General features: G+C 71.3%; 19 protein-coding genes and 1 pseudogene. 8 read left to right on the top strand and 12 right to left on the bottom strand.

Annotation, left to right across the window (positions count from 1 at the left end; all coding sequences use genetic code 11):
* Positions 1 to 57 precede the first annotated feature (57 nt).
* Complete coding sequence (locus ACWGH4_RS11405) at positions 58 to 348, bottom strand: hypothetical protein (protein WP_453458698.1); 291 nt, start codon at positions 346 to 348, stop codon at positions 58 to 60.
* 107 nt (positions 349 to 455) lie between these two features.
* Here ACWGH4_RS11405 and ACWGH4_RS11400 point away from each other — a divergent pair, with 107 nt between their 5' ends.
* Positions 456 to 1,037: a hypothetical protein gene (locus ACWGH4_RS11400; protein WP_453458695.1), complete on the top strand. Its 582-nt coding sequence runs from the start codon at positions 456 to 458 to the stop codon at positions 1,035 to 1,037.
* Between the two features lie 8 nt (positions 1,038 to 1,045).
* On the opposite strand, the gene ACWGH4_RS11395 is transcribed toward ACWGH4_RS11400, so the two are convergent.
* From ACWGH4_RS11395 to ACWGH4_RS11380, 4 genes are all read right to left on the bottom strand, one after another.
* On the bottom strand, positions 1,046 to 2,056 hold the full coding sequence (locus ACWGH4_RS11395) for an LLM class F420-dependent oxidoreductase (protein ID WP_453458692.1): 1,011 nt from the start codon (positions 2,054 to 2,056) through the stop codon (positions 1,046 to 1,048).
* Between the two features lie 105 nt (positions 2,057 to 2,161).
* Positions 2,162 to 2,992, bottom strand: coding sequence for a hypothetical protein (locus ACWGH4_RS11390; protein WP_453458690.1), 831 nt, complete (start codon positions 2,990 to 2,992; stop codon positions 2,162 to 2,164).
* A 151-nt stretch (positions 2,993 to 3,143) separates the two neighbouring features.
* Complete coding sequence (locus ACWGH4_RS11385; protein ID WP_453458688.1) at positions 3,144 to 4,094, bottom strand: N-acetylmuramoyl-L-alanine amidase; 951 nt, start codon at positions 4,092 to 4,094, stop codon at positions 3,144 to 3,146.
* Positions 4,095 to 4,198: 104 nt separating this feature from the next.
* Positions 4,199 to 4,852: a class I SAM-dependent methyltransferase gene (locus ACWGH4_RS11380; RefSeq protein WP_453458684.1), complete on the bottom strand. Its 654-nt coding sequence runs from the start codon at positions 4,850 to 4,852 to the stop codon at positions 4,199 to 4,201.
* A 154-nt stretch (positions 4,853 to 5,006) separates the two neighbouring features.
* On the opposite strand from ACWGH4_RS11380, the pseudogene ACWGH4_RS11375 reads away from it, so the two are divergent.
* Positions 5,007 to 5,354: pseudogene (locus ACWGH4_RS11375) on the top strand (helix-turn-helix domain-containing protein); the annotation flags it as partial.
* 65 nt (positions 5,355 to 5,419) lie between these two features.
* Here the strand turns inward: ACWGH4_RS11375 and ACWGH4_RS11370 are convergent.
* Genes ACWGH4_RS11370 through ACWGH4_RS11355 form a run of 4 tightly spaced genes read right to left on the bottom strand, consistent with a single transcriptional unit; the run spans position 5,420 to position 12,314 of the window.
* Positions 5,420 to 8,341 carry a TIR-like protein FxsC gene (locus ACWGH4_RS11370; RefSeq protein WP_453458681.1) on the bottom strand — a complete coding sequence of 974 codons (2,922 nt, stop codon included), beginning with the start codon at positions 8,339 to 8,341 and terminating at the stop codon, positions 5,420 to 5,422.
* Positions 8,334 to 9,284, bottom strand: coding sequence for an AAA family ATPase (locus tag ACWGH4_RS11365; RefSeq protein ID WP_453458678.1), 951 nt, complete (start codon positions 9,282 to 9,284; stop codon positions 8,334 to 8,336). The genes ACWGH4_RS11370 and ACWGH4_RS11365 overlap by 8 nt, the downstream gene beginning before the upstream one ends.
* The gene (locus ACWGH4_RS11360; protein ID WP_453458675.1) at positions 9,281 to 11,344 is read right to left on the bottom strand and encodes a vWA-MoxR associated conflict system protein; all 2,064 of its coding nucleotides are present in this window, start codon (positions 11,342 to 11,344) and stop codon (positions 9,281 to 9,283) included. The genes ACWGH4_RS11365 and ACWGH4_RS11360 overlap by 4 nt, the downstream gene beginning before the upstream one ends.
* Positions 11,334 to 12,314: a hypothetical protein gene (locus ACWGH4_RS11355; protein WP_453458673.1), complete on the bottom strand. Its 981-nt coding sequence runs from the start codon at positions 12,312 to 12,314 to the stop codon at positions 11,334 to 11,336. Before ACWGH4_RS11355 ends, ACWGH4_RS11360 begins: the two co-directional genes overlap by 11 nt.
* A 348-nt stretch (positions 12,315 to 12,662) precedes the next feature.
* Between ACWGH4_RS11355 and ACWGH4_RS11350 the strand changes: the two genes are divergently transcribed.
* Together ACWGH4_RS11350 and ACWGH4_RS11345 are read left to right on the top strand one after the other, a co-directional pair.
* Positions 12,663 to 13,199: a VOC family protein gene (locus ACWGH4_RS11350; protein ID WP_453458670.1), complete on the top strand. Its 537-nt coding sequence runs from the start codon at positions 12,663 to 12,665 to the stop codon at positions 13,197 to 13,199.
* Positions 13,192 to 13,995: a MerR family transcriptional regulator gene (locus ACWGH4_RS11345; RefSeq protein ID WP_453458668.1), complete on the top strand. Its 804-nt coding sequence runs from the start codon at positions 13,192 to 13,194 to the stop codon at positions 13,993 to 13,995. The genes ACWGH4_RS11350 and ACWGH4_RS11345 overlap by 8 nt, the downstream gene beginning before the upstream one ends.
* A gap of 115 nt (positions 13,996 to 14,110) precedes the next feature.
* On the opposite strand, the gene ACWGH4_RS11340 is transcribed toward ACWGH4_RS11345, so the two are convergent.
* Positions 14,111 to 14,560 carry a DUF6069 family protein gene (locus ACWGH4_RS11340; RefSeq protein ID WP_453458665.1) on the bottom strand — a complete coding sequence of 150 codons (450 nt, stop codon included), beginning with the start codon at positions 14,558 to 14,560 and terminating at the stop codon, positions 14,111 to 14,113.
* Positions 14,561 to 14,882: 322 nt separating this feature from the next.
* Here ACWGH4_RS11340 and ACWGH4_RS11335 point away from each other — a divergent pair, with 322 nt between their 5' ends.
* Complete coding sequence (locus ACWGH4_RS11335) at positions 14,883 to 16,328, top strand: MFS transporter (protein WP_453458662.1); 1,446 nt, start codon at positions 14,883 to 14,885, stop codon at positions 16,326 to 16,328.
* A gap of 28 nt (positions 16,329 to 16,356) precedes the next feature.
* Here the strand turns inward: ACWGH4_RS11335 and ACWGH4_RS11330 are convergent, their stop codons facing one another.
* Both ACWGH4_RS11330 and ACWGH4_RS11325 read right to left on the bottom strand, forming a co-directional pair.
* The gene (locus ACWGH4_RS11330) at positions 16,357 to 16,989 is read right to left on the bottom strand and encodes a response regulator (protein WP_453458700.1); all 633 of its coding nucleotides are present in this window, start codon (positions 16,987 to 16,989) and stop codon (positions 16,357 to 16,359) included.
* A gap of 13 nt (positions 16,990 to 17,002) precedes the next feature.
* Positions 17,003 to 18,139: a sensor histidine kinase gene (locus ACWGH4_RS11325; RefSeq protein WP_453458659.1), complete on the bottom strand. Its 1,137-nt coding sequence runs from the start codon at positions 18,137 to 18,139 to the stop codon at positions 17,003 to 17,005.
* 270 nt (positions 18,140 to 18,409) lie between these two features.
* Between ACWGH4_RS11325 and ACWGH4_RS11320 the strand changes: the two genes are divergently transcribed.
* From ACWGH4_RS11320 to ACWGH4_RS11310, 3 genes are read left to right on the top strand one after another with little or no spacing between them, the layout of a single operon-like run.
* Complete coding sequence (locus ACWGH4_RS11320) at positions 18,410 to 19,264, top strand: MaoC/PaaZ C-terminal domain-containing protein (protein ID WP_453458656.1); 855 nt, start codon at positions 18,410 to 18,412, stop codon at positions 19,262 to 19,264.
* 13 nt (positions 19,265 to 19,277) lie between these two features.
* Positions 19,278 to 20,354: a Zn-dependent alcohol dehydrogenase gene (locus ACWGH4_RS11315; protein ID WP_441262730.1), complete on the top strand. Its 1,077-nt coding sequence runs from the start codon at positions 19,278 to 19,280 to the stop codon at positions 20,352 to 20,354.
* 12 nt (positions 20,355 to 20,366) lie between these two features.
* Positions 20,367 to 21,314 carry a 3-oxoacyl-ACP reductase gene (locus ACWGH4_RS11310; RefSeq protein WP_453458652.1) on the top strand — a complete coding sequence of 316 codons (948 nt, stop codon included), beginning with the start codon at positions 20,367 to 20,369 and terminating at the stop codon, positions 21,312 to 21,314.
* Positions 21,315 to 21,398 lie beyond the last annotated feature (84 nt).

Raw genomic sequence — 21,398 nt, 5'->3', positions numbered from 1 at the left:
GGGGCTTGCCCCGGTTTCGGGAAGGGGCGGGTAGGGGAACAAGCCCGCCGCAGGCGGTCAGCGGCGCCGCAGCGCACCCGCCGCCGCGTGGCCGATGAACAGGTAGACGATCGCCGCCAGCCCGTAGCCCGCGACCACCCGCGCCCATTCCTTGTCGAAGGTGAACAGGTCGTGGGACCAGCCGGCCAGCCAGCGGGCCGTCTCGCGGACGAACTCGACAAGGTCATTGGCCCTGTTGGCGTCCAGCAGGTACATCAGGATCCACAGGCCGATGACGAAGGCCATGACGTCCGCTACGACGGCGACGACTCTCGCCACTGTGGTGGTACTGCTCGTGCGTGTTGTCATGCTCAGCGTGTTGCCGCTTGTGCGTGTGTGAAACCCGTTCGGGCTCGCCCAAGTGGCGGCACCGGGGCCGCCGAGTGACGCTCGGGGCAGTCTGCCTGGAGGTTCCCGTGTCCGTTCCCGTATCCGGATCGTCCGCCGGCCGCAGCCGCGGCCGCCTGCGTCGTGCCCTCCTCGCTTCGGCCCTGTGCTGCTCCCTGTTGGGAGGCGCGGTGGCCTGCGGGGGAGACGAGGCGGACACGACGACCGCCGCCGCGACCCCCACCGGTTCGTCGACGGCGGAGAAGCAGAAGTACGCCAAGACCCGTTTCGTCGCCAACGCCGGGCTCGCGGCCGGGGCCACGTACCAGTGGATCGTGAAGCCGTACCGCCAGGGCAAGTTCAAGAAGGGCGCCGACGCACGGACGTTCGCCCTGGTGAAGGCCGGGCCGGCGGGGGCCTTCACCTACAACAGGCTCAAGGCGGCCGTGCAGAACGCCAAGGGCGACCCGCTGCTCTCGAAGGCGGTCGCGCCGCTCGACAAGGGCATCGAGAAGCTGAAGAACATGGGCACCAAGCTGCGCGACGGCACCATCGACGAGAAGGACGTCAACAGCTTCGAGTCCGTCATCACCGATGTGAAGGACGTCGGCAGGAGCGCGGGCGCGCCCGTCAAGGACAAGGTGCCCTCCACGTCGGAACTCGGCGGCTGAGGCCGCCGTTACGCGTTCAGCTCGGCCAGCACCCGCAGCGTGTGCGGGTCCGGCGCCGTGACCAGCAGGTCCGTGACCGGGCCGGTCCGCCACAGCTCCAGCCGCTCCGCGATGCGTTCACGCGGTCCGACGAGCGAGATCTCGTCCGCGAAGTCGTCGGGCACGGCGAGCACCGCCTCCTGTCTGCGGCCCGCCAGGAAGAGTTCCTGGACCCGGCGGGCCTCCGCCGCGAACCCCATCCGCGCCATCAGCCCGGCATGGAAGTTGCGGGTCGCGTGCCCCATGCCGCCGATGTAGAAGCCGAGCATCGCCTTCACGGGCAGCAGACCCTCGGCGACGTCGTCGCAGACCCGCGCCCGGGCCATCGGGGCGACCATGAAGTCCGCCGGGAGGTCGGCGAGGGACGCCGCGTAGACGTCCGTCCGCAGCGGCGACCAGTACAGAGGCAGCCACCCGTCCGCGATACGTGTCGTCTGCGCGATGTTCTTCGGCCCCTCCGCCCCCAGCAGTACGGGCAGATCCGCGCGCAGCGGATGGGTGATGGGCCGCAGGGGCCTGCCCGTTCCGGTGCCGTCGTCGCCCGTGTACGGGTGGCGGTGGAAGCGCCCGTCCAGCTCCACCGGCCCCTCCCGGGCGAGGACTTGGCGGATCACGTCGACGTATTCGCGTGTCGCGGTGAGCGGGCTGCCGGGGAACGGGCGGCCGTACCACCCCTCCACCACCTGCGGTCCCGACAGGCCCAGCCCCAGCATCATCCGGCCGCCGGACAGGTGATCGAGGGTCAGCGCGTGCATCGCGGTCGCCGTCGGGGTGCGAGCGGCCATCTGCGCCACGGCGGTGCCCAGCCGGATGCGGGACGTGTGGGCCGCGATCCACGTGAGCGGGGTGAACGCGTCCGACCCCCATGCCTCCGCCGTCCACACGGAGTCGTAGCCGAGCCGTTCGGCCTCGCGGGCCAGTTCGAGCTGTCCGGGGTCGGGGCCGCGGCCCCAGTAGCCGAGGGCGAGTCCGAGTCGCATGCCGGTCCGTCCTTCCCCCGCCCGGAGGTCTTCTGACGGTGCGTCAGGGTACGGCAACGGCCCCCCGCCCGGAAGGGCGAGGGGCCGCGCCGTGTGCGAGAGGGATCAGCCGCGCTGGATGCCCGAGGTGTCCTGGAGAACACCACGACGGCCGTCCTGCGTCTGGGCCACGAGACCCGGACCGCGCTGTTCCACCGCCAGGTACCAGGTGCCGGGCGCCAGTTCGGCGATCGGCGTCGGCGAACCGTCCTCGCCGTACAGCGGACGGGCCACCGGCACGGCGAACCAGAACGGGGTGAAGTCCGACGGGGCGCCGCCCTGGGAGGCGTCGGCCGGGCCCGCGGCGGCGGGCTGGGCGGCGGCCTGCGGCTGCCCGCCCTGCGCGCCGTAGGGCTGCGGCTGACCCGGCTGGCCACCGTACGACGGCTGACCGGCACCGGCGCCCGGGTAGCCGTAACCACCCTGCGGCTGGGGCTGCATGCCGTACGGCGGCTGGACGGCGGCCGGACGGGGGGCGCCGACGAGCGGGGCCTTGAGGGCCGGCACCAGCGGGGTGGCGATGGCGCCGCCGGCCAGGGCGATGGTGCCCAGCAGGCCGAGGATGGCGCCGGCGCCCGCGCTGTTCATGTCGATGATCGTCCAGAACATCGTCCAGAGCGCGAAGATGGTGAGGGCCACGCCGAACTGGCCGAGGTCCAGACCGGCGACCTTGCGGCCCGGCATGCCGCGGCTGAGGATCAGCAGCGCGGCGCCGATGATGCCGCCGATGTAGATGGACATCACCGTGCTCAAGGAGTCCCAGGCGTTGAAAGTGGGGCCACAGTCGCCACCGCCGGGGCATTCGTAGCTGGTGAAGCTGAGGAACGAGGCGATGAACAGCACCACCGCTGCTCCGATCACCACGCCGTCGCCTCGAGTGAGGGAGCGGATGTTCACGTAAAAATCCTTTGTCGTCGTCTCATCATCGGGGCGGTCTTCGCTGCCGCCTGTGCGGGCGGTGTGCGCTGACGCGGAGCTCGGGGGTGACTCCCCATCGTAGAGGTGAATCTATCGTCTGCCGGTTCCGGACGTCCGCCCGGTATCGCACTCACCGTTGTAGGTAGCTGCTGATGCCGTCCGCCATTCCCTGGGCCGCCTTCTGCCGCCAGCTCGGGCTGGTGAGCAGAGCGGCGTCCTCAGGATCCCGCATATTGCCGCATTCGATGAAGACTTTGGGCACGGTCGAAAGGTTCAGTCCGCCCAGATCTTTGCGCACGTCGAGGCCGGTTCCGTCGCCCACGTAATTGGACGGGGAGCTTCCGGTGGCGCGCAGGAACCGGCCGGCGATGCGTTCGCCGAGTTCGCGCGAGGGGCCCACGATCTTCGAGGTGTCGGCGGCGCCCGCCTTGACCCGATCGGGGAGGATCACGTGGAATCCGCGGTCGCCGACGGCCGACCCGTCCGCGTGGACCGAGATGACCGCATCGGCCCCCGCTTCGTTGCCGAATCGTGCCCGTTCGTCGATGCACGGACCGAACGGACGATCGCCGTCCTGGGTGAATTCGACCTGTGCGCCCTGCTCTTCGAGGAGTGTGCGGAGACGTCGTGAAACATCGAGGGTGAAATCGGCTTCACGGTAACCGGCGGAGGTCGCCGTGCCTGTGGTGTCGCATTCCTTGCGGTTGGTTCCGATGTCCACCTGGCGGTTGATCTCGCGGGTGTGCGAGAAGTTCCCGGGATTGTGTCCCGGGTCCACCACGACGACCTTCCCCGCGAGCGGACCGGCCTTCTTGGAAGGGGAGGGCGCGGGGGACGAGGGGGGCGGCGCGACGCTCTTCGAACCGGACGGGGCCGGAGACGGGGCCTTGGAGCCGCCGGGCTTGTCCGCGGAGGTCGCGGACCCGGCCGGGGCGCTGCCGCCCCCGGAACCGTCGGCCTGCCACACCAGCCACCCGCCCGCACCGCCCACCACGAGCGCCGCGCCCGCGACGACGGCGACGAGGCCGCGCCGGGAGGGGCGCGGCCGGAGATCACGGTGCTGGTTCTCGTCGTACGACACGGTCGCGATGCTAGCGGGCGGCGGGTCCGGTGGTCGGACTGTCGACGGTGTCGCACCCGACCGGACCCCCGTACGGCGTGCGGCCCCGGTCCCGGGGGCGTCTGTCAGATGCCCGGGCCGGTGCGGCGCAGGACACGCAGCGAGTCCGTGGCCGAGACCTCGGTGAACGCGCCGGACGCCAGGGCGCGGAGGTAGATGCGGTACGGGGCCTGGCCGGTCCACTCGTCCACCGGGTCGGGGAAGACGTCGTGGATCACCAGCAGTCCGCCCTCCGCGACATGCGGGGCCCAGCCCTCGTAGTCGTTCGTCGCGTGCTCGTCCGTGTGGCCGCCGTCGATGAAGACGAGCCCGGCCTTGCCGCCCCACACCTTCGCCACCTGCGGCGACCGTCCGACGACCGCGACGACATGCTCCTCGAGACCGGCCTTGTGCAGCGTGCGGCGGAAGGTGGGCAGCGTGTCCATGAGACCGACCTCGGGGTCCACCGTCTCCGGGTCGTGGTAGTCCCAGCCGGGCTGCTGCTCCTCGCTGCCCCGGTGGTGGTCCACGGTCACGGCGACCGTGCCGGCCTCCCGCGCCGCGTCCGCCAGCAGGATCGTCGAGCGCCCGCAGTACGTCCCCACCTCCAGCAGCGGCAGCCCGAGCGCCCCGGCCTCGGCGGCGGCCGCGTACAGGGCGAGGCCCTCACCCACGGGCATGAAGCCCTTGGCGGCCTCGAAGGCGGCAAGGATCTCCGGCTTGGGAGCGGCGGGCGCCATGGGGTCCTCCTGGACGGGGTCGTACGGATCAGGCCATCGTGCCCTACGCGCCGGTAGGTCCCTCGTTCGAGGTCTCATGCGTGATTCACCTCACCCGGATGCGCCGGGGTGCTGACGGTCGGCCGGGAGCCACAACGAACGGGGCGCCGACGCGATGGTCCACATGCGCAACCTCGACCCCGGCGAATCGCCGCTGGACCACTACGGCGCGGAACTGCGCGGCCGCAGGGAAGCAACGGGCATGAACCAGGCCCAGTTGGGCTCGTGCATCTTCGTCACGGGCTCGCTGGTCGGCCGGATCGAGACGGCGAAGAAGGTCCCCACCCGGGACTTCAGCGAACGGGTCGACGCGGCGCTGAGCACGGACGGCATGTTCTCGCGGCTGGTCGGGCTGGTGCTACGGAGCCAACTGCCGCACTGGTTCCAGGCGTTCGCGGAGATGGAGGCGAAGGCGGCGTACATCCCCACCTACCAGGCAGGGCTGGTGCCCGGCCTGCTCCAGCCGCCGCCTTCGCGGCGTTCGTCGCCGCCGCCGGAGCCGGCCGCCTGTGACGGCCCCTACGGGCGTCATGATCCGTCCGCCGGATCTCTGAGGGCGGGGCGTGCGGCATCAAGAGGCGACTGCGCCTGCCGGTGGTAGGCGGAGTAGACGTCCCTGACCACCGCCGGGACGACCCGGCCCAGGGCCTTGATGTTGAGCACGCTGTTCTTGGATGCTCGCGACAGGGGCGGCTCGTCGCGGTGCAGAAGCGTGGGAAGGGTTCTTGCCAAGTCGTCCGAGAGGTCGGGCCCTGCCTCTGCGGACTGCGGGTCGGTGGGGTTCCAGAGGATCACGACCTTCACGTCCGGCCGGTGCAGTCTGTCGAGCGCCATGAGTCGCGCACGCAGCTGCGGCACCCGCACGGCCCACGGGTCGACCAGCAGGATCAGCGGGCCATGGGAGGGATTACGTTCCCCGGGACCCGTGAGCCCCTCGTCGAACGGGACGATGTCCACCTGGCGGTTGGATACGAAGACGAGAGACGCCACGAGGTCTGCCGCGGCCCGCTGGGACAGTGGGCGGAAAGGGTTCCAGGCGCCCCGCGTCGCCCCGTAGTAGAAGGGCGATCGCCCTTCGGGCAGTTCTCCGGCAGTGGGCGCCGCCACCGCGAGCCGGAGATTGCCCGGCATGCCCCCGGGCGCGCCGAAGGCGCTGGGGACACTGCGGTAGTCCACCGGACTTCCGGGCGGCAGCTTGGCGGTGTCGGCGACGGAGACGATCCGTTTCGCCAGCTCGTAGACGGCCCGCTCGTACTCCTCGGCGAACAGCCGGAGTTTGATCAGCCCGTAGAGGCCGTCGGTGGCATAGCGGTCGCCGAAGACCCGGTGGTTGACCTGAAGGCGTGTTGCTGGTCCGGGAAGCATTTCCGGAGGAGTCGGCACCCACAGGGCGGGCACGATGGGCTCGACCGGGCTGCCGCTCCTGGCGTGGTGGTAGACCGCCCGCTCGGCGAAGGCGTACCACTCCTTGCCGCACATCTCGCTGGCGAAGTAGCGGGGGGAGAAGAGCGGGACGAACGTCCGGCAGGTGGCGAGGACTTCTCCCAGCCGCTCGGACCAGCCCTCGCCCGATCTGATCTCCCGGTCCATGAAGCCCGCGGGGGCGCCGGCCGGAAGGTCGGTCATGGCCATCACATGGCCGCACAGATCACGGAAGAGGCGCTCGACCCACATGTCGGGGTCGGCTCCCTCAGCGTAACGGGGGGTATGGGCGTAACTGAGAAAGAAGTACGGGCGGTGGTCCGGCCGGTCGTCCCCGGTCCAGGCGTCACGGGGTCGTGGGCGACCCGCCCAGGCGGCAGGCGCCGGAGGCGTCACCGGTGACTCGGGGGGCGATGGGCGTTCCACGGCGTCCATGACGTCCAAGCCATCCGCGGCATCCGCCACGGACGTGACCGGACCGTCGCCGGCCGCGGTCGCACCCAGAGCGTCCAGTGTGCGGGGCGAGACGTCAGCAAAGGGCGCCGCTTCCGTGGAGATCGCGGCCCGACCGTCGGCAGCGGGCACCAGTGCCTCGAAGTGCGCGGTGGCTGACGGGTGGGCAGCGATGAAACGGCTCACCGCTTCCCGGGTACGCCGCGCGTCGCGGGCGCCGAGCCGTGCGGTCAGCCGCTCGCGTACCCCGTCTCTGAACCGCAGGACTGGGCCGCTGCCGCCCGCTGCTCCTTCGCTGATCGAGAAGAGGCCACTGACCACGACTTCGGCGACATCGGCCGACGTCGCCTCGGGTACGAGTTCGTGCCGGATCAGATGGATCAAGGCGGTGTTCAGGCCGGGATAGGGCGAACACAGAACGGCGAGGCGCAGGGCCGGGGACGACGCGCTGTGGAGGAACGCCTCGACGAGCTGTCCGCCGTCCGGCGGGCCGGGTCGTGGAGCCGGTGGCCGCGGAATGATGCCCGGCTCCGGGACGAGCACGGCTTGGCATCCTGCCGGATCCCCGCGCATGAGCATGCGTGTCCACCGTGCGACCGAGTGCGGTGACAAAGCCACCACCGGAACGGGCACCCAGGTGTGACCTCGGCCCCCCAAAGTGTCCGGCAGGGCGTCCAGTAACGGCGGCACGAGATAGCGCAACCGGACGTTGGGCGAGCCCGCCGCGGGCGGCGGCGAGACCTTGACGGCCGGTAGATCGAGCCCCGACCGCCGCCAGATCTGGGGCGGCAGAGGGTTGAGCAGCACCGTGGGCGTGACCGCGGAACTGCGGCGGAGAAGGTCCCACACCGCGTCGCCGCCCGATACGCAGTCCGAGACGACCAGCAGGAGCCGCCGGGAGTGCGCGGTGGTCGCCCAACCGTCCCGACGACGCCCGGGCGGCGGGCCCTCGTTGACGGGCTGCTCACCTCCCTTGCCGGAATCGATGCCGGTTGTGCGCAGGGTGCGGAAGACACCCGACGTGGCGAGCACCTTGAGCAGCTCGTCGACGGTGGCGTCCCACACGGCCATGGTGGGTGACCGGTCGACCACGACCGTCAGGTCGAACCAGCGTTCCGGGCCGGGCCTGAACGCGGGAACGAGCTCACCGCTCCTCGCGTAGTCGGAGACGGTGGCATCGACGTCGAGCTGCTGTCTGCGACCGTTCCGCCATGGACGGCCCAACGGCCTGAGAGCCGAGGCGAGCTGCCTGGCGTGCGGGAGTGCGGAGGCTCTCGGCACGATCACCCGGCGTGCCGCGAGCGTGGCCCCTTCCCCGTCCGCCGCCTGGTACACGGAATGCGCTTCGCCGTCCCAGTCGGGCAGCCGTTCACGAAGGTCCTCAGACGTAGCCGGGTCCGCGCCTCCGCCGCTCCCGCCGTCGCGGGCCGCTGCCCGTCCCGGCATGCGGGCGGACAGCCACAGCAGCTCGGCCAGCGACATCGCGTCCAGGTCCTCACCGGCACCGTTCAGAGCGCCGATGACGGCTGTCAGCGCGTCGGATCCGGCGTCCCGTCCGCCGTCGTGCTCAGGCACTCGAGAGATCCTTCATGAGAAGGCTGATGAGCCGGCTGTTCTCCTCGGGCGAGCCGGTGGTGCCCTTGAGCAGGTGGAGTGTGCCGAGCAACTGGTCGACCGCGACGTTCTCGCCCGAGGCGACACGGCGTACGAAATCGTCGATCAGCTCCGCCTCGGGCCCCGAGTCGCCGACGTGCATCTGGAGGTGGCCCCGGACGACGGCGCGCATCAGGGCGGCTGTCGGCTTCGGCATGGTGAAACGCACACAGCGGCGCAGGAACGCCGCGGGGAGGTCCTGCTCCCCGTTGCTCGTCATCACGATGAACGGGAATTCGGTGCACTGCACGTGGCCCCTTCGCACGAGGTGGCGGGCATCGGAGTTCCACATGCGCACCTGAGCCTCCTCCTGGGCCTCCCGCAGAAGTTCCGTGATGTGGAACTCGCCGCGCTCCAGGACATCCAGCAGGTCACCCGGGAGGTCGAGATCGGCTTTGTCGATCTCGTCGATGAGCAGGGCCCGGGGGCGGGGTGACGGAAGCAACGCGGTGCCCAACTGGCCGAGGGTGAGAAAGTCCGCGACGTTGTCCGCAGCGGCAGCCTGGCCGGCTCTCGCCTTCTCCTGCTCGAGCCGGTGGGCATGGATGCGGCCCAGGGCGTCGTAGCGGTACAGCGCGTCCGCGAGGGTGCTCCGCGACGTGATGTGCCAGCGCAGCACTGGCCCGAGCGCGAGCTCGGCCGCCACCTGTTCGATGACGGTGGACTTGCCCGTGCCCGGGCCGCCGGTGATCAGCAGCGGTCGCCGCAGCGCGAGGGCGGCGTTCACGGCGTCGGTCAGACCCTGCGGAGGACGGAAGACCTCGGCCGGTGACGGCGTAGGAAAGGTGCGCCATGGCGGAGGAGTCGGCAGAGCCGCGTCCGCCCGCGTGATCCCGTCACCCCGGTAGTAGTCGTCCCACATCATGCAGTCCCCTCGTCGGCAGCCGGAGCAGGTGGCGGTGTCGAACGGAAGTGCCGGCAGAAGCGCAGCCAGTCCTGGTCGTCCCAGACGGCCCGGAGGTCGGCCAGGTCCCCGGCCTCCTCGCCACGCCAGCGGTTGCGATAGGCACGGGTGAGCACGCCCGGCATGGCCCACCAGCTCGCTTCGAGACAGCCGTGGCGTTCCTTCGGGAATCCGCCCGCGGTGTGCGGCCACAGCAGAACGGGGGTGTACGCGAGCAGCGTCTCCATGAGCCGCGCATCGTCCCCGGGGTGCTGGGTGAGACCGATTCCCCGCGTATAGCGACCGTTGCGCAGTTGGCTGCGCAGCGCCTGCGGGTCGGCGAGTTCCTCGTGGGCCAGCCAGTCGACCGGGGCACCGTCGCCGCATTCGGAGATCATCTCCCAGCGCTCGGCGAGGGTGCCTTCGATGCTGCGCAGCACGGCGTCCGGGTTGAGCCGGTTGCTCCAGTGCAGCCGGACGTCGAAGCGGACACCGAAAAGAAGCGCGGCACCCGCCTCTTCAGGCCGCCATTCGAGCAGCAGGCTGCTGGGAATGGCGATGTCCAGCCGTTTCAAGGGCAGCTTCAGTGTTCGCGCGTGTTCGTCGGCCCACAGCACCGCCCTTTCTACGGCGTCCTCCGCTCCGCGTCTGTCGGCTGTCTCGTTGGTGAACTGCTCGTGCTCCAGCAGCGCCCCGTCCATCAGGAGCCAGGCGTCGAGCGTCTCGGGCCACTCGCCGGCGAGGGAAGCGTGCAGGCTCACGACCAGACTCATCCGCTGACCGTCCGTGCGCGTAGCAGCGTGTCGGCGCGCGTCGTTGACCAGCGCCGGCGCCTCGATCCGTTGGCCCCAGTCCTCCAGGGCGGGGTCGTCGAGGCTCATTCCGCAGACCTGCCCGAGCAGCGCGACGAAGCGCGCGATCGAGCGCAGGCCGTCGGCTTCGGACTCGGGGTGGTTGAAGGCGAGTTCGTCGATGATGCCGACGTCTGTGATGGACACGCTCGCCCCGGGCACCCGCCTGTCGGCGGCGAGCATGGTGTGCAGGGCGTGCCGCATGGCTTCGGTGGTCAGCTTGCCGCCGATCCAGCCACGGATGAACGTCACGGTGTGAATGGCGATGATCGCCCCGTCGAGGGCTCGTACCGCGCGGTCCTTCTCTTCCGACGGGTCACGGCCGAGTATTTCCTTCCGGCACTGAAGGACCGACTGCAAACTCGCACCGGGAGTCGGAACGGGCACCGGTGGGTCGAGCCGGCCGAGCGACTCGGTGAGCTCCTCGTGGGCGAGAGGGCCCGTGAGACCGCCCAGGAGGGCCATGCGGGCGCTCGCGTTACGGGCGATCCACAGCGGCTCGGACGCCGCCCCCGCATAGTCGAAAGCGGTGATGTTCTGCCCGACAAGCTCCGTGCGTAAGGCATGGCCGAGGTCCGCCAGGGTCAGCTTTCTGCCCGCTGTGAGCAGGCCCCTCCTCAGGAGCGTGGTCAGGCCCCGAGAGAAGGCCAGGTCGACAGCGGCCTGACTGAGCGAGGAACCCATCAGGAGGGACAGCCGGCTCTGCCCCAGCCGTGTACCGGCGGTGAGGTCCTGGGCCGCCGGGAGGGCGCCGGCCGCGTGACAGGTGTCGATGATGCCGAGGACGCCCGGGATCCCCGGGTGGTCAAGGGCCCGCGTCAGGAGTTCGCTCACGTTCACCGAACCGTGCCTGACGTCCTCGACCGAGTCGGCCCCCATGAAGTGGAGCGTCGCCGCCTGGCCGGGTACGAAGCCGTGCCCGAGGAACGCCAGAACCAGTGTCGCCCCGTGTTCGGCCGCGTACGCCGCAGCGGTGTGCACCGTTGCGGTGATTTCGGCGCTGGCCAGACCGTCGCCGGTGACGAGAGCGCTGCTGCCCGGTGGAAGGCCGGGGCGGCAGGCTCCGACCGAGGCGTCGGACAGTACGGCGAACAGGTCGGCGGCGGCTTCTTCCAAGCGCGTCAGGCGCTCCATGGAGGCGCACTGTGGTGCGACGACGAGCACATGCCGCGCGGTTGTTCTACTGCGCATCTGCCGTTCCGCGCGGCAGGGTCGCGGTCTCGGCCAGTGCCTCGGCGACCGGCCCGGCAACGCTCGCCCGGGCCAGGTACGTCTCCGCGGAGTGGACCCACACGCCGTCGGAATCCACCCGGCGGCTCTCCGGCAGCACGCCCGAGGAGTTCGCGGCCATGTCCCTTTCCAGATGGGGGCGGACGGCGAAGATGTCGTCACGGTCCCAGTAGTTCCTCCACCGGAGGACTCCTTCGGGCACCCGGGGAGGCTGAGGGGCAAGCCGCGGCCATACGACGGACCGCATGGCGATCGGTGAACCGAGGGTGACGAACAGAGGCGTGGCCGAAGGCAGCTCGTGCAGCGCTTCCAAGGTGACGATCGAGCCCAGCGAGTGCGCGACCACCACCGCCGGTCCCTCGCCGATGGCTGCCAGGACGCGCGCGCGGATGCGGTGGTCGAGACCGGAACCCGCCGCATCCGCTTCGCCACGGGCCAGGTACCTGGCCACCTGGCCGAGTTCGCGGACCATCAGCTTGGGAGTGATCCACTGGGCGGCAGCCCCCCAAGGCTTGAGAGCCAGCACCGTGGTCGCCACGTTGAGCGCCCGGCGCACCACGTCGAGACTGCCCTGGCTCTGGTCTCTCGGCTGCGCCTGTGCCCGCGCGCCCGCCAGGAGACGGCGGCCGGCCTCGCCATCCTCCTCGGCGATCAGCCCGTCGACCCAGGCGAGGAGGAGTTCCGACAGGATCTCGGCCTCGGCGCCCCCGGGCGCCACATCACCTTCGCCCTGCGCCTGGCTGCGGCGGAAGAGATCGTCGTACTGCGCGAAAACGCACTCGACGCCGCCGTCGGCGGACAGCGAGCCGGCGAGGGCCGAATGTCCGGCGGCGTGCATGCCGGAGGCCAGTGCCGTCGTCCAGGCGGCCAACTCGCGGACAGGGTCGCGGGGGCGGCCTATTCCGTGGATGAAGACGAGTCGTGGTCGCATGAGCCGCTCTCCCCGTGTCGACTGCGTGCTCAGCAGGCTAGCAACGAGCCGTCAGCTCCGGCAGGTGATCGCACGGGTGACGCGCACGCCGCCGCCGTACCGCCGCGCCGCCCACGCCGTAACCGACCCACGACTCGGCGAGCGACTGCGGCGTGCCCGCGTCCCGGACGGGTAACTCCCGCATGCACCAGGGCAGGTTGCTGTACGTGCAGCTGTGCGTACGCCATCAGCGCAGCCGGGTCGAAGGCGCGGCCGTACGCCTTGAGGAGCCGGCCCAACGTCGGAGCAGGGCGACATTTCAAGGACCGGCTTGACCCTCACGCTGCGTGAGGCTGGAGGGTGGGCCCCATGAGCGACTACTACAACGCGTTCGAGATCAGTCCCGTGCCCGCTCCCGGCCCGGACGCGGTTCCGCCGGAGCCGTTCCGTGGCATCTACGGAATGCCGGCGTTCGTGACGATCCCCACGAGTGATCTGGCGGAGTCGGTGGACTTCTGGGTCCGGGGCCTCGGGTTCTTCGAGCTGTTCAGCATCCCCGGCAGGCTCGTGCATCTGCGCCGGTGGGCGTTCCAGGACGTACTCCTCGTCCCGGCGGAGAGCGTGCCGGAGGAGACGCCGGCGATGAGCGTCAGTTTCTCGTGCGTGCTCAGCCAGGTCGATTCCCTGGTCGAGGCCTGCCGTGCGCTGCGCCCGGACTCGGTCGACGGTCCACGGGACACTCCCTGGAACACCCGAGATGTGGCGGTGACCACCCCCGAGAACGCACGGATCGTCTTCACCGCGGCGAAGCCCTTCGATCCGGACAGTGAGGAGGCGCGGAACCTGGCAGCCGTCGGGATCACTCCACCGGACGTCGCTCGAGGCGACAATGAGGACCATGTCTGATGCCACTGACGCCGAGGGCCTGACCGTCGGTCAGGCCTCGGCGCGTCTCGGCGTGACGGTCCGCGCCCTGCACCACTGGGACGACATCGGTCTGGCACGACCGTCGCTGCGCACGGCCGCCGGATACCGGCTCTACACCGCCGGTGATCTGGAACGCCTGCACCGCATCGTCGTCTACCGTGAGCTCGGTCTCGGCCTGGACAGGATTCGGGCCGTCCTGGACGACTCGACCGCGGACGTGCCCGACGCATTGCGCACGCAGCGCAAACAGGTCACCGAACGGATCGACCGCCTCCAGCAGCTCGGCGCCGGACTGGATCGGATGATCGACGCCCACGAGCGCGGCCTGCTGCTGACCGCCGAGCAGCAGGCCGCGATCCTCGGCCCCCGGTGGAACCCGGACTGGCCCGTCCAAGCCCGTCAGCGCTACGGAGCCACGACGCAATGGCAGCAGTACGCCGAACGCTCGGCCGCTCGCGGTCCGGAAGAGTGGCAGACCGTCGCCGACGCCGTTGCCGACCTCGACCGCGCCCTCGGGGATGCGATGGACGCCGGCGTCGAACCCGGTAGCCCGGAAGCGAATCAACTCGTCGAGCGGCACCGCGAAGTCTTTGCTTCGTACTTTCCCCTCACCAGGCAGATGCAGGTCTGTCTCGGCCGCATGTATGAGGCCGATCCGGGATTCGCCGCCCACTACGACGGCATCCGCGCCGGCCTGGCCACGTGGTTCCGTCGCATCGTCGACGCCGCCGCGCGCGCCCACGGCATCGACCCCGACACCGCGACCTGGCAGTAGAGGCCGGGTCCGGAACCCTGCCGCTTCCGGCACCGCCTCATGCCCGCTGTCCTGGCGGCTGTTCCTGCCCGAGCGCTCCGGCGGGACCGGCCCCGAAGTGCGACGCTCCCTCCGGTCACGAGGACCGTCGGCCACGGCTCCCGGCGGCGTGCCGGTCGTCCCTGCGGCGACCGAGCCCGGGGATCAGCACGGCTCCCACGACGACATGCATCAGGCCGAGCCACAGGCGGGTGGAGGTGCTGATGGCGGGGTCCGTCAGCGGCAGGCACGACAGCGCCAGCACCAGCACGGCCGCCACGACCCAGATCGTCCGGCCCCGCCGCGGTGCGAACCGGTCCAGGAGACCGCGCAGACCCCAGCCAGCCAGTGCGGACAGGACGCCGGCGATCAGGATCGGCGGGGCGCCGAGCTCCACCGCGCCCCGCGGCGTGATCACCTCCAGCCGCGCGCCGAGCAGCGGGTCGGCCACCAGCCATACCAGCAGTGGAGCCATGGCCGCGGCCACCACGACAGGGACCGCCGCCGACCGCTCACGCCGGACGGAAACCTCAGGAGCGATGGTCATCGCACTTCCTCCTCCTCATTGGGCAGTAGCGTCACGTGCAACAGCACTTCCACGAGACGACGGGGATCAATCGGCCCACCGCGGCCGCCGCCCGTGGGCCGGTGCCCGGCGATCTGCACAGCACCGATCTGCACAGCACCCACCACGGCACCCGTCCGGCCGCGGTCGGCCGTGACCACGCGCGCGCCGGCGCACACCCGCCCCGGAAATGCCGTCACCGCCACCACGGGCACAAAGCCCTACTAGGTCCCTGGTCCTGGTCCCATGCCACGTGAGCCGTACATCGAAATCAGGATGTACGGACCGCCCTGTCGCTGCGACCATGACAGGCATGCCCCAAGCTCCCTCGAACGCGCAGCAGTCGCTCGCCCCCGCGCCCACCACGCCCTCGCCCCGTACCTGGGCGGTGGTACTCGCCGCGTGCGCCGGCGCGTTCCTCGTCGTGCTGGACGTGTCCGTGGTGAACGTGGCGCTGCCGTCGATGCGTGCCGACCTGGGACTGTCCGCGACGGGGCTGCAATGGGTGCTCAACGCCTACTCGATCGCGTTCGCCGGGTTCATGCTCCTCGGCGGGCGGGCGGCGGACATATACGGCCGCAAGCGGATGTTCATCGTCGGACTGAGCCTGTTCACCGCCGCGTCCGTCGCGGGCGGACTCGCCCAGGAGGGCTGGCAGTTGCTCGCCGCACGCGCTGTGCAGGGGCTCGGCGCGGCCGTCCTCGCGCCGGCGACTTTGACCATCATCACCTCCGCCGTGCCGCCGGGCCCGGCACGGACCCGCGCGATCGCCACCTGGGCGGCCGTCGGAGCCGCGGGCGGCGCGGCGGGCGGGTTCGTCGGCGGGGTACTGACCGACCTGCTGTCCTGGCGCTGGGTGCTGCTCATCAACGTCCCCGTCGGCGTGGTGGTGCTGGCCGCCGCCGTCCTGTGGCTGACGGAGAGCCGCACCGGCGGCAGCCGCCGGCTCGATCTGCCCGGCGCGGTCCTGGTGACGGGCGGCCTGGCCGCCGTCGCGTACGGCATCGTGCAGACGGAGGAGTCCGGCTGGGGGGCCGGGGTGACGCTGCTGCCGCTCCTCGGCGGGCTCGCGCTGCTCGGCCTGTTCCTGGCGGTGGAGGCCAGGGCGAAGGCGCCGCTCATGCCACTGAAGCTGTTCCGCTCGCGAGCCGTGTCGGCCGCCAACGTGGCCATGCTGGTGACCGGTTCCGCGTCGTTCGCGATGTGGTTCTTCATGACGGTGTACGCCCAGAACGTCCTCGGCTACACCCCGCTGGAGGCCGGCCTCGCCCTCGTCCCCAGCTCCGTCAGTGTCATCGTCGGCTCGAAACTGGCGCCGTCGCTGATGGCCAGAGGCGGGGCGCGCAACGTCGCCGTCGTCGGCACCCTGATCTCCGCGACCGGATTCGGCTGGCAGTCCACGATGACCGCCGACGGCACGTACCTCACGGCGATCGCCGGCCCCGGCATCCTGATGATGGCGGGCATCGGCCTGGCCGCCACACCCCTCGCCGCCCTCGCCACCTCCGGCGCGGACCCCGACGACGCGGGCCTCGTCTCCGGCCTCATCAACACCTCCCGCACGATGGGCGGCGCGCTCGGCCTGTCGATCCTGTCCACCGTCGCCGCCGCACGCTCCGGCGGCGCCACCGGACCGGAGGACCTGACGGCCGGTTACGCGCTGGCCTTCCGTACAGGGACGGGTGTGCTCCTCGCGGGCGCGGTGCTCATGCTGCTGTGGCTGCCGCGGCCCGCGGCGGACCGGGCGTGACCACGGTGGGGCGGGCCGGGTGCGATCCTCAGAGCCAGCCCTGCTGACGGGCCGCCCGCACGGCCTCCATGCGGTTGCGGGTGCCCGTCTTGCCGATCGCCGACGACAGGTAGTTCCGTACGGTCGACTCGGACAGGTGCAGCTCGACCGCGATGTCGGCGACGGTCGCCCCGTCCACCGACGCGGCGAGAGCGTCCCGTTCCCTGGCCGTCAGCGGGTTCGGCCCGGCGCCGAGCGCCGCCGCGGCCAGCGCCGGATCGACGACCGTTTCGCCGGTCAGCACCCGCCGGATCGCCTGGGCCAGCTCCTCCACCGGCCCGTCCTTGACGAGGAACCCGGCCGCCCCCGCCTCCATGGCCCGCCGCAGATAGCCCGGCCTGCCGAACGTGGTGAGGATCAGCACCCGGCAGTCCGGCACCTCCCGCGCCAGGTCGGCGGCGGCGTCCAGGCCGCTGCGCCCCGGGAGTTCGATGTCCAGCAGTGCCACGTCCGGCCGGGACGTGAGCGCCGCGTCCACGATCTGATCACCGCGCCCCACCTGCGCCACCACGTCGATGTCGGCCTCCAGGCCGAGCAGCAGGGCGAGTGCGCCCCGCAACATGCCCTGGTCCTCCGCGAGAAGGACACGCACGGACTTCGCCGGTCTGTGGTCCCGCGGCATCTCGTTCACGGACTCAGGCTACGACCGCGACCGGCACCTTCGCGGTCACGCGGAAGCCGCCCCGCGGGGCCGGGCCCGACTCCAGCGTGCCGCCCGCCGCGGCGAGCCGTTCCGAGAGTCCCCGCAGGCCGCTGCCGGGCGAGCCCGGGGGTGCTGTCGAGGGGCGGGGGCCGCGGCCGTCGTCCGTGACCGTGAGGCGGGCGTGGCCGGCGGCACCCGTGAGGGCGATCTCGCAGCGCGACGCCCCTGAGTGGCGTACGACGTTGGTCACCGACTCCCGCACCACCCAGCCGAGCAGGGTCTCCGCCTCCGGTTCCAAGAGCGGGCCCGACAGCCGCACGAGGGGGTCGATGCCGGCGGTGGTCAGGGTGTCGCGGGCGCGGGCGAGTTCCGCGGTGAGGCTGCCCTCGCGGTAACCGGTGACCGCCTCGCGGATCTCGGTGAGGGCCTGGCGCCCCACCGCCTCGATGTCGGTCATCTGGGTCAGCGCCGCCCGCATGTCCCGTTCTCCGAGCCGACGGGCGGCCTCTGCCTTGACCACGATCACCGAGAGGGTGTGGCCCAGCAGGTCGTGCAGGTCACGCGAGAAGCGCAGCCGTTCCTGCTCGACGGCGCTCCGGGCCAGCTCCTCGCGTGCGGCGCGTAGTTCGGCCACCGTCCCGGAGAGCTTGAGGACGACGGCGGTCACCATCGACGAGAGGAACGTGCCGTACACGACGCTGATCGCGACCCAGCCGTCCCGCCAGACGGCGACGGCGCCCGCGGCCACGCAGAGCGGCACGACGACCCGCATCAGCAGCCGGCCCCGCACCACCGCGCCCACGGCCAGACCGAGGAGCGGGAAGAAGAGCAGCCAGTCACCGCCGTAGCCGGCGGCGAGGCAGAAGGTGAGCACGGCCAGAGCCACCAGCGCGCCCCGGGTCACCGCGGAGTCGCGCCTGGCGTCGTGGAAGGCGCGGAAGACGACGGCGAGGTAGAGGGTGTTGAAGGCGAGCACTCCGAGGGCGCCGATCCATGGGTTCGGGGTCTCACCCTTGACGAGATTGGCGACGGCGCCGAGCCCCATCAGCAGCCAGGGCAGCATCGCGAATCCGCCTGGCGGACCGGCTGCCACGGGCCCACCGCACCGACGTGTTCCGAAACTGTTCATGGCTCCGACGCTACGGACCGGCCGGCCCGCCCGGCAGAGCCGTATGTACGGACCCGCCCGTGACAAATGTCCTGGGTGCGCGGCCGTCCGAACGGAACTGACGTTGCGTCAGCAGTCTTCACAACCTCCCGAGGCCGCGCTATACATAGGGCCATCGGCCTAGAACGCGTTCTAGAACGGCTCGCCTGGCCGGTCCCGTACGACCTCGGTGCGGCCGACGGTGCGGACGGCCGTGCCGAGGTCTTCCCCTCACCGAGGAGCAGCAGCCCCATGCCCATCGACGCAGCCCGGGCCGTCGCCGCGGAGCCCCGCTCCACCACCGTCACCTGGGACCACAAGGACATCCAGCTGTACCACCTCGGCGTGGGCGCCGGCCGCCCCGCCACCGACCCCGACGAACTGCGCTACACCCTCGAGTCCCGGCTCCACGTGCTGCCGAGCTTCGCCACCGTCGCGGGCGCGGGCAAGGGCGTCGTCGGCGGCCTCGATCTCCCCGGGCTCGACATCCGGCTCGCGTCCGTGCTCCACGGCGGCCAGCGCGTCGAGCTGCACCGCCCCATCCCCGTCACCGGCACGGCCACCTCCACCTCACGCATCGCCGCCGTGTACGACAAGGGGAAGGCCGCGGTCCTCGTCCTGCGCACCGAGGCGGCCGACGACGACGGGCCGCTGTGGACCAGCGACGCCCAGCTCTTCGTGCGCGGCGAGGGCGGCTTCGGCGGGGAACGCGGGCCGTCCGAGCGCCTCGACCTTCCCGACCGGGCCCCTGACCGGACCGTGGAGCGGCACATCCGAGAGGACCAGGCCCTGCTCTACCGGCTCTCCGGCGACCTCAACCCCCTGCACGCCGACCCCGACTTCGCCAAGCTCGCCGGCTTCGACCGGCCGATCCTGCACGGCCTGTGCACATACGGCACCACCCTGAAGGCCGTCGTCGACACCTTGCTCGACGGGGACGTCACCCGCGTCCGCTCGTACCGCACCCGCTTCGCGGGCGTCGTCTTCCCCGGCGAGACCCTCCGCATCCGGATGTGGGACCTGCCCGGCCGCGTCCAGGTCGCGGTGACCGCCGCCGACCGGGACGACGCCCCCGTCCTCGCCGACACCCTCGTAGAAACCGTGTGAAGGGAGCCGCACCATGCGCGCAGCCGTAGTGCACGAGATCGGCCAGGACAAACTCGAAGTCCTCGACGACGTCGAGGCGGTGGGCTTCGGCCCCGGCAAGGTACGGATCCGGATCAGGGCCACCGGCCTGTGCCACTCCGACATCTCCGCCATGAACGGTGTGCTGCCGCAGCCCGCCCCCTTCGTGCCCGGCCACGAGGGCGCCGGCGAGATCCTCGACGTCGGCGACGGGGTCGGCGGACTCGGCGCCGGCGACCGGGTCCTCATGTGCTGGCTGCCCGCCTGCGGAGCCTGTCCCTCGTGCAAGCGGGGTCAGAGCCATCTGTGCCTCGCCGGGTTCATGAACGCCGGCACCCCCAACTTCCGCCGTCCCGGCGGAGACGTCTTCGGCTTCGCCGGCACCGGAACCTTCACCGAGGAGGTCGTCGTCGACGCGGGCTGCGCGGTGCCGATACCCGACGACGTGCCCTTCGACATCGCCGCTCTCATCGGCTGCGGCGTCACCACCGGACTCGGCGCGGCCATCAACACGGCAAAGGTGGAAACCGGTTCCTCCGTCGCCGTCATCGGCTGCGGCGGCGTCGGCATCTCCGCCATCCAGGGCGCGAAACTGCGGGGCGCCGCACAGATCGTCGCCGTCGATCCCGTCGCGTCCAGGCGTGAGGCGGCCCTGCGGTTCGGTGCGACGGAAGCGGTGGAGCCGGAGGCGCTCGGCGACGCCAAACAGCGGATCACCGCGGGGGAGGGCTTCGACTACGTCTTCGAGGTCGTCGGGAAGTCGGCGACGGCCCGCACGGCCTACGAGACGACCCGGCGCGGCGGGACGCTGTGCATCGTCGGCGCCGGCGCGATGGACGACCATCTGCGGTTCAACATGTTCGAGCTGTTCTTCGACGAGAAGCGCATCCTCCCGTCCATGTACGGCGGCGGTGACGTGCTCCGCTCCTACGAACGGGCCATCGAGCTCTGGCGGGCCGGCCGGATCGACCTGGCGGGCCTCATCACCCACCGGGTGCCGCTCGCCGGCATCAACGACGCGGTGGCGCAGATGCGCAGCGGCGAGGCCCTGCGCACGTGCATCGAGATCTGAGGGACGGGACGCATGTCACTCCCCCTCGAAGGTCTGAGCGCGATCGTCACCGGCGCGGGCCGCGGCCTCGGGCGAGCAGAGGCGCTGGAACTGGGGCGGCTGGGCGCGGCTGTCGTCGTCAACGACTACGGGCCGCCGGGACAGGACGAGTCGGTCGCCGGATCGGTCGCCGAGTCGGTCGCCGACGAGATCCGGGCGGCGGGCGGCCGGGCCGTGGCCCACCTGGGCGACATCGCCGACTTCCGCACGGCCCGCGCCCTGGTCGATCTCGCCGTCCGCGAGTACGGAAAGCTGGACATCCTCGTCAACAACGCGGGCATCCTGCGCGACCGGATGGTCTTCTCGATGAGCGAGGACGAATGGGACGCGGTCATCCGGGTCCACCTCAAAGGCCACTTCAACACCACGCGATTCGCGGCCGCGCACTGGAGAGAACGAGCCAAGGCGGCGGCGGACGGCCGGGTCTACGGACGCGTCGTCAACACCTCCTCCGAGGCGTTCCTCGCCGGCTCGGCGGGCCAGCCCAACTACGCGGCCGCCAAAGGCGGCATCGTCGGCCTGACGACCTCGACGGCGCACGCCCTCGCGAAGTACGGCGTCACGGCGAACGTCATCTGCCCCCGGGCGAGGACCCGTATGACCGAGGACGTCTTCGCGGGCTTCGCGGAAGCGGAACCGGGCGGCTTCGACGCCCTGTCGCCGGAGCATGTCGCACCGCTGGTCGGCTACCTCTCCTCGCCCGCGGCGGCCGCCGTCAACGGCCAACTGCTCGTCGTGCACGGCGGGATGGTGGCGGTGGTGGAACGCCCCCGGGTGGCGGCGAAGTTCGACGCGTCGCTGTCGAAGGGCCCGACGTTCAGCTTCGAGGAACTGGACGGCGTCCTGACGCCGTACTTCGGGGCGAGGCCCCGGGGGGAGACCTTCGCGGCGGGGGAGGTGCTGGGGCTGAGGCGGGGGTGACGATGGGGGCCGCTGCGCGGGGCCGTTCCCCTACCCTCCCCCTACGGCCTGGCGGCCGTGGGAGGTACCCCCACTTCCCGAAAC

This window comes from Streptomyces sp. NPDC054847, from assembly GCF_053610925.1.
Note: the sequence above shows the minus strand (reverse complement) of the source record. Positions and strands in the feature narration are given on the sequence as shown.

What these genes read in the sequence shown, in the direction of transcription:
- ACWGH4_RS11405 (WP_453458698.1), bottom strand. Translation starts at nt 348, where the DNA reads ATGACAACACGCACGAGCAGTACCACCACAGTGGCGAGAGTCGTCGCC.
- ACWGH4_RS11395 (WP_453458692.1), bottom strand. Translation starts at nt 2,056, where the DNA reads ATGCGACTCGGACTCGCCCTCGGCTACTGGGGCCGCGGCCCCGACCCC.
- ACWGH4_RS11380 (WP_453458684.1), bottom strand. Translation starts at nt 4,852, where the DNA reads ATGGCGCCCGCCGCTCCCAAGCCGGAGATCCTTGCCGCCTTCGAGGCC.
- ACWGH4_RS11365 (WP_453458678.1), bottom strand. Translation starts at nt 9,284, where the DNA reads ATGATGTGGGACGACTACTACCGGGGTGACGGGATCACGCGGGCGGAC.
- ACWGH4_RS11360 (WP_453458675.1), bottom strand. Translation starts at nt 11,344, where the DNA reads ATGCGCAGTAGAACAACCGCGCGGCATGTGCTCGTCGTCGCACCACAG.
- ACWGH4_RS11355 (WP_453458673.1), bottom strand. Translation starts at nt 12,314, where the DNA reads ATGCGACCACGACTCGTCTTCATCCACGGAATAGGCCGCCCCCGCGAC.
- ACWGH4_RS11350 (WP_453458670.1), top strand. Translation starts at nt 12,663, where the DNA reads ATGAGCGACTACTACAACGCGTTCGAGATCAGTCCCGTGCCCGCTCCC.
- ACWGH4_RS11345 (WP_453458668.1), top strand. Translation starts at nt 13,192, where the DNA reads ATGTCTGATGCCACTGACGCCGAGGGCCTGACCGTCGGTCAGGCCTCG.
- ACWGH4_RS11340 (WP_453458665.1), bottom strand. Translation starts at nt 14,560, where the DNA reads ATGACCATCGCTCCTGAGGTTTCCGTCCGGCGTGAGCGGTCGGCGGCG.
- ACWGH4_RS11335 (WP_453458662.1), top strand. Translation starts at nt 14,883, where the DNA reads ATGACAGGCATGCCCCAAGCTCCCTCGAACGCGCAGCAGTCGCTCGCC.
- ACWGH4_RS11330 (WP_453458700.1), bottom strand. Translation starts at nt 16,989, where the DNA reads ATGCCGCGGGACCACAGACCGGCGAAGTCCGTGCGTGTCCTTCTCGCG.
- ACWGH4_RS11325 (WP_453458659.1), bottom strand. Translation starts at nt 18,139, where the DNA reads ATGAACAGTTTCGGAACACGTCGGTGCGGTGGGCCCGTGGCAGCCGGT.
- ACWGH4_RS11320 (WP_453458656.1), top strand. Translation starts at nt 18,410, where the DNA reads ATGCCCATCGACGCAGCCCGGGCCGTCGCCGCGGAGCCCCGCTCCACC.
- ACWGH4_RS11315 (WP_441262730.1), top strand. Translation starts at nt 19,278, where the DNA reads ATGCGCGCAGCCGTAGTGCACGAGATCGGCCAGGACAAACTCGAAGTC.
- ACWGH4_RS11310 (WP_453458652.1), top strand. Translation starts at nt 20,367, where the DNA reads ATGTCACTCCCCCTCGAAGGTCTGAGCGCGATCGTCACCGGCGCGGGC.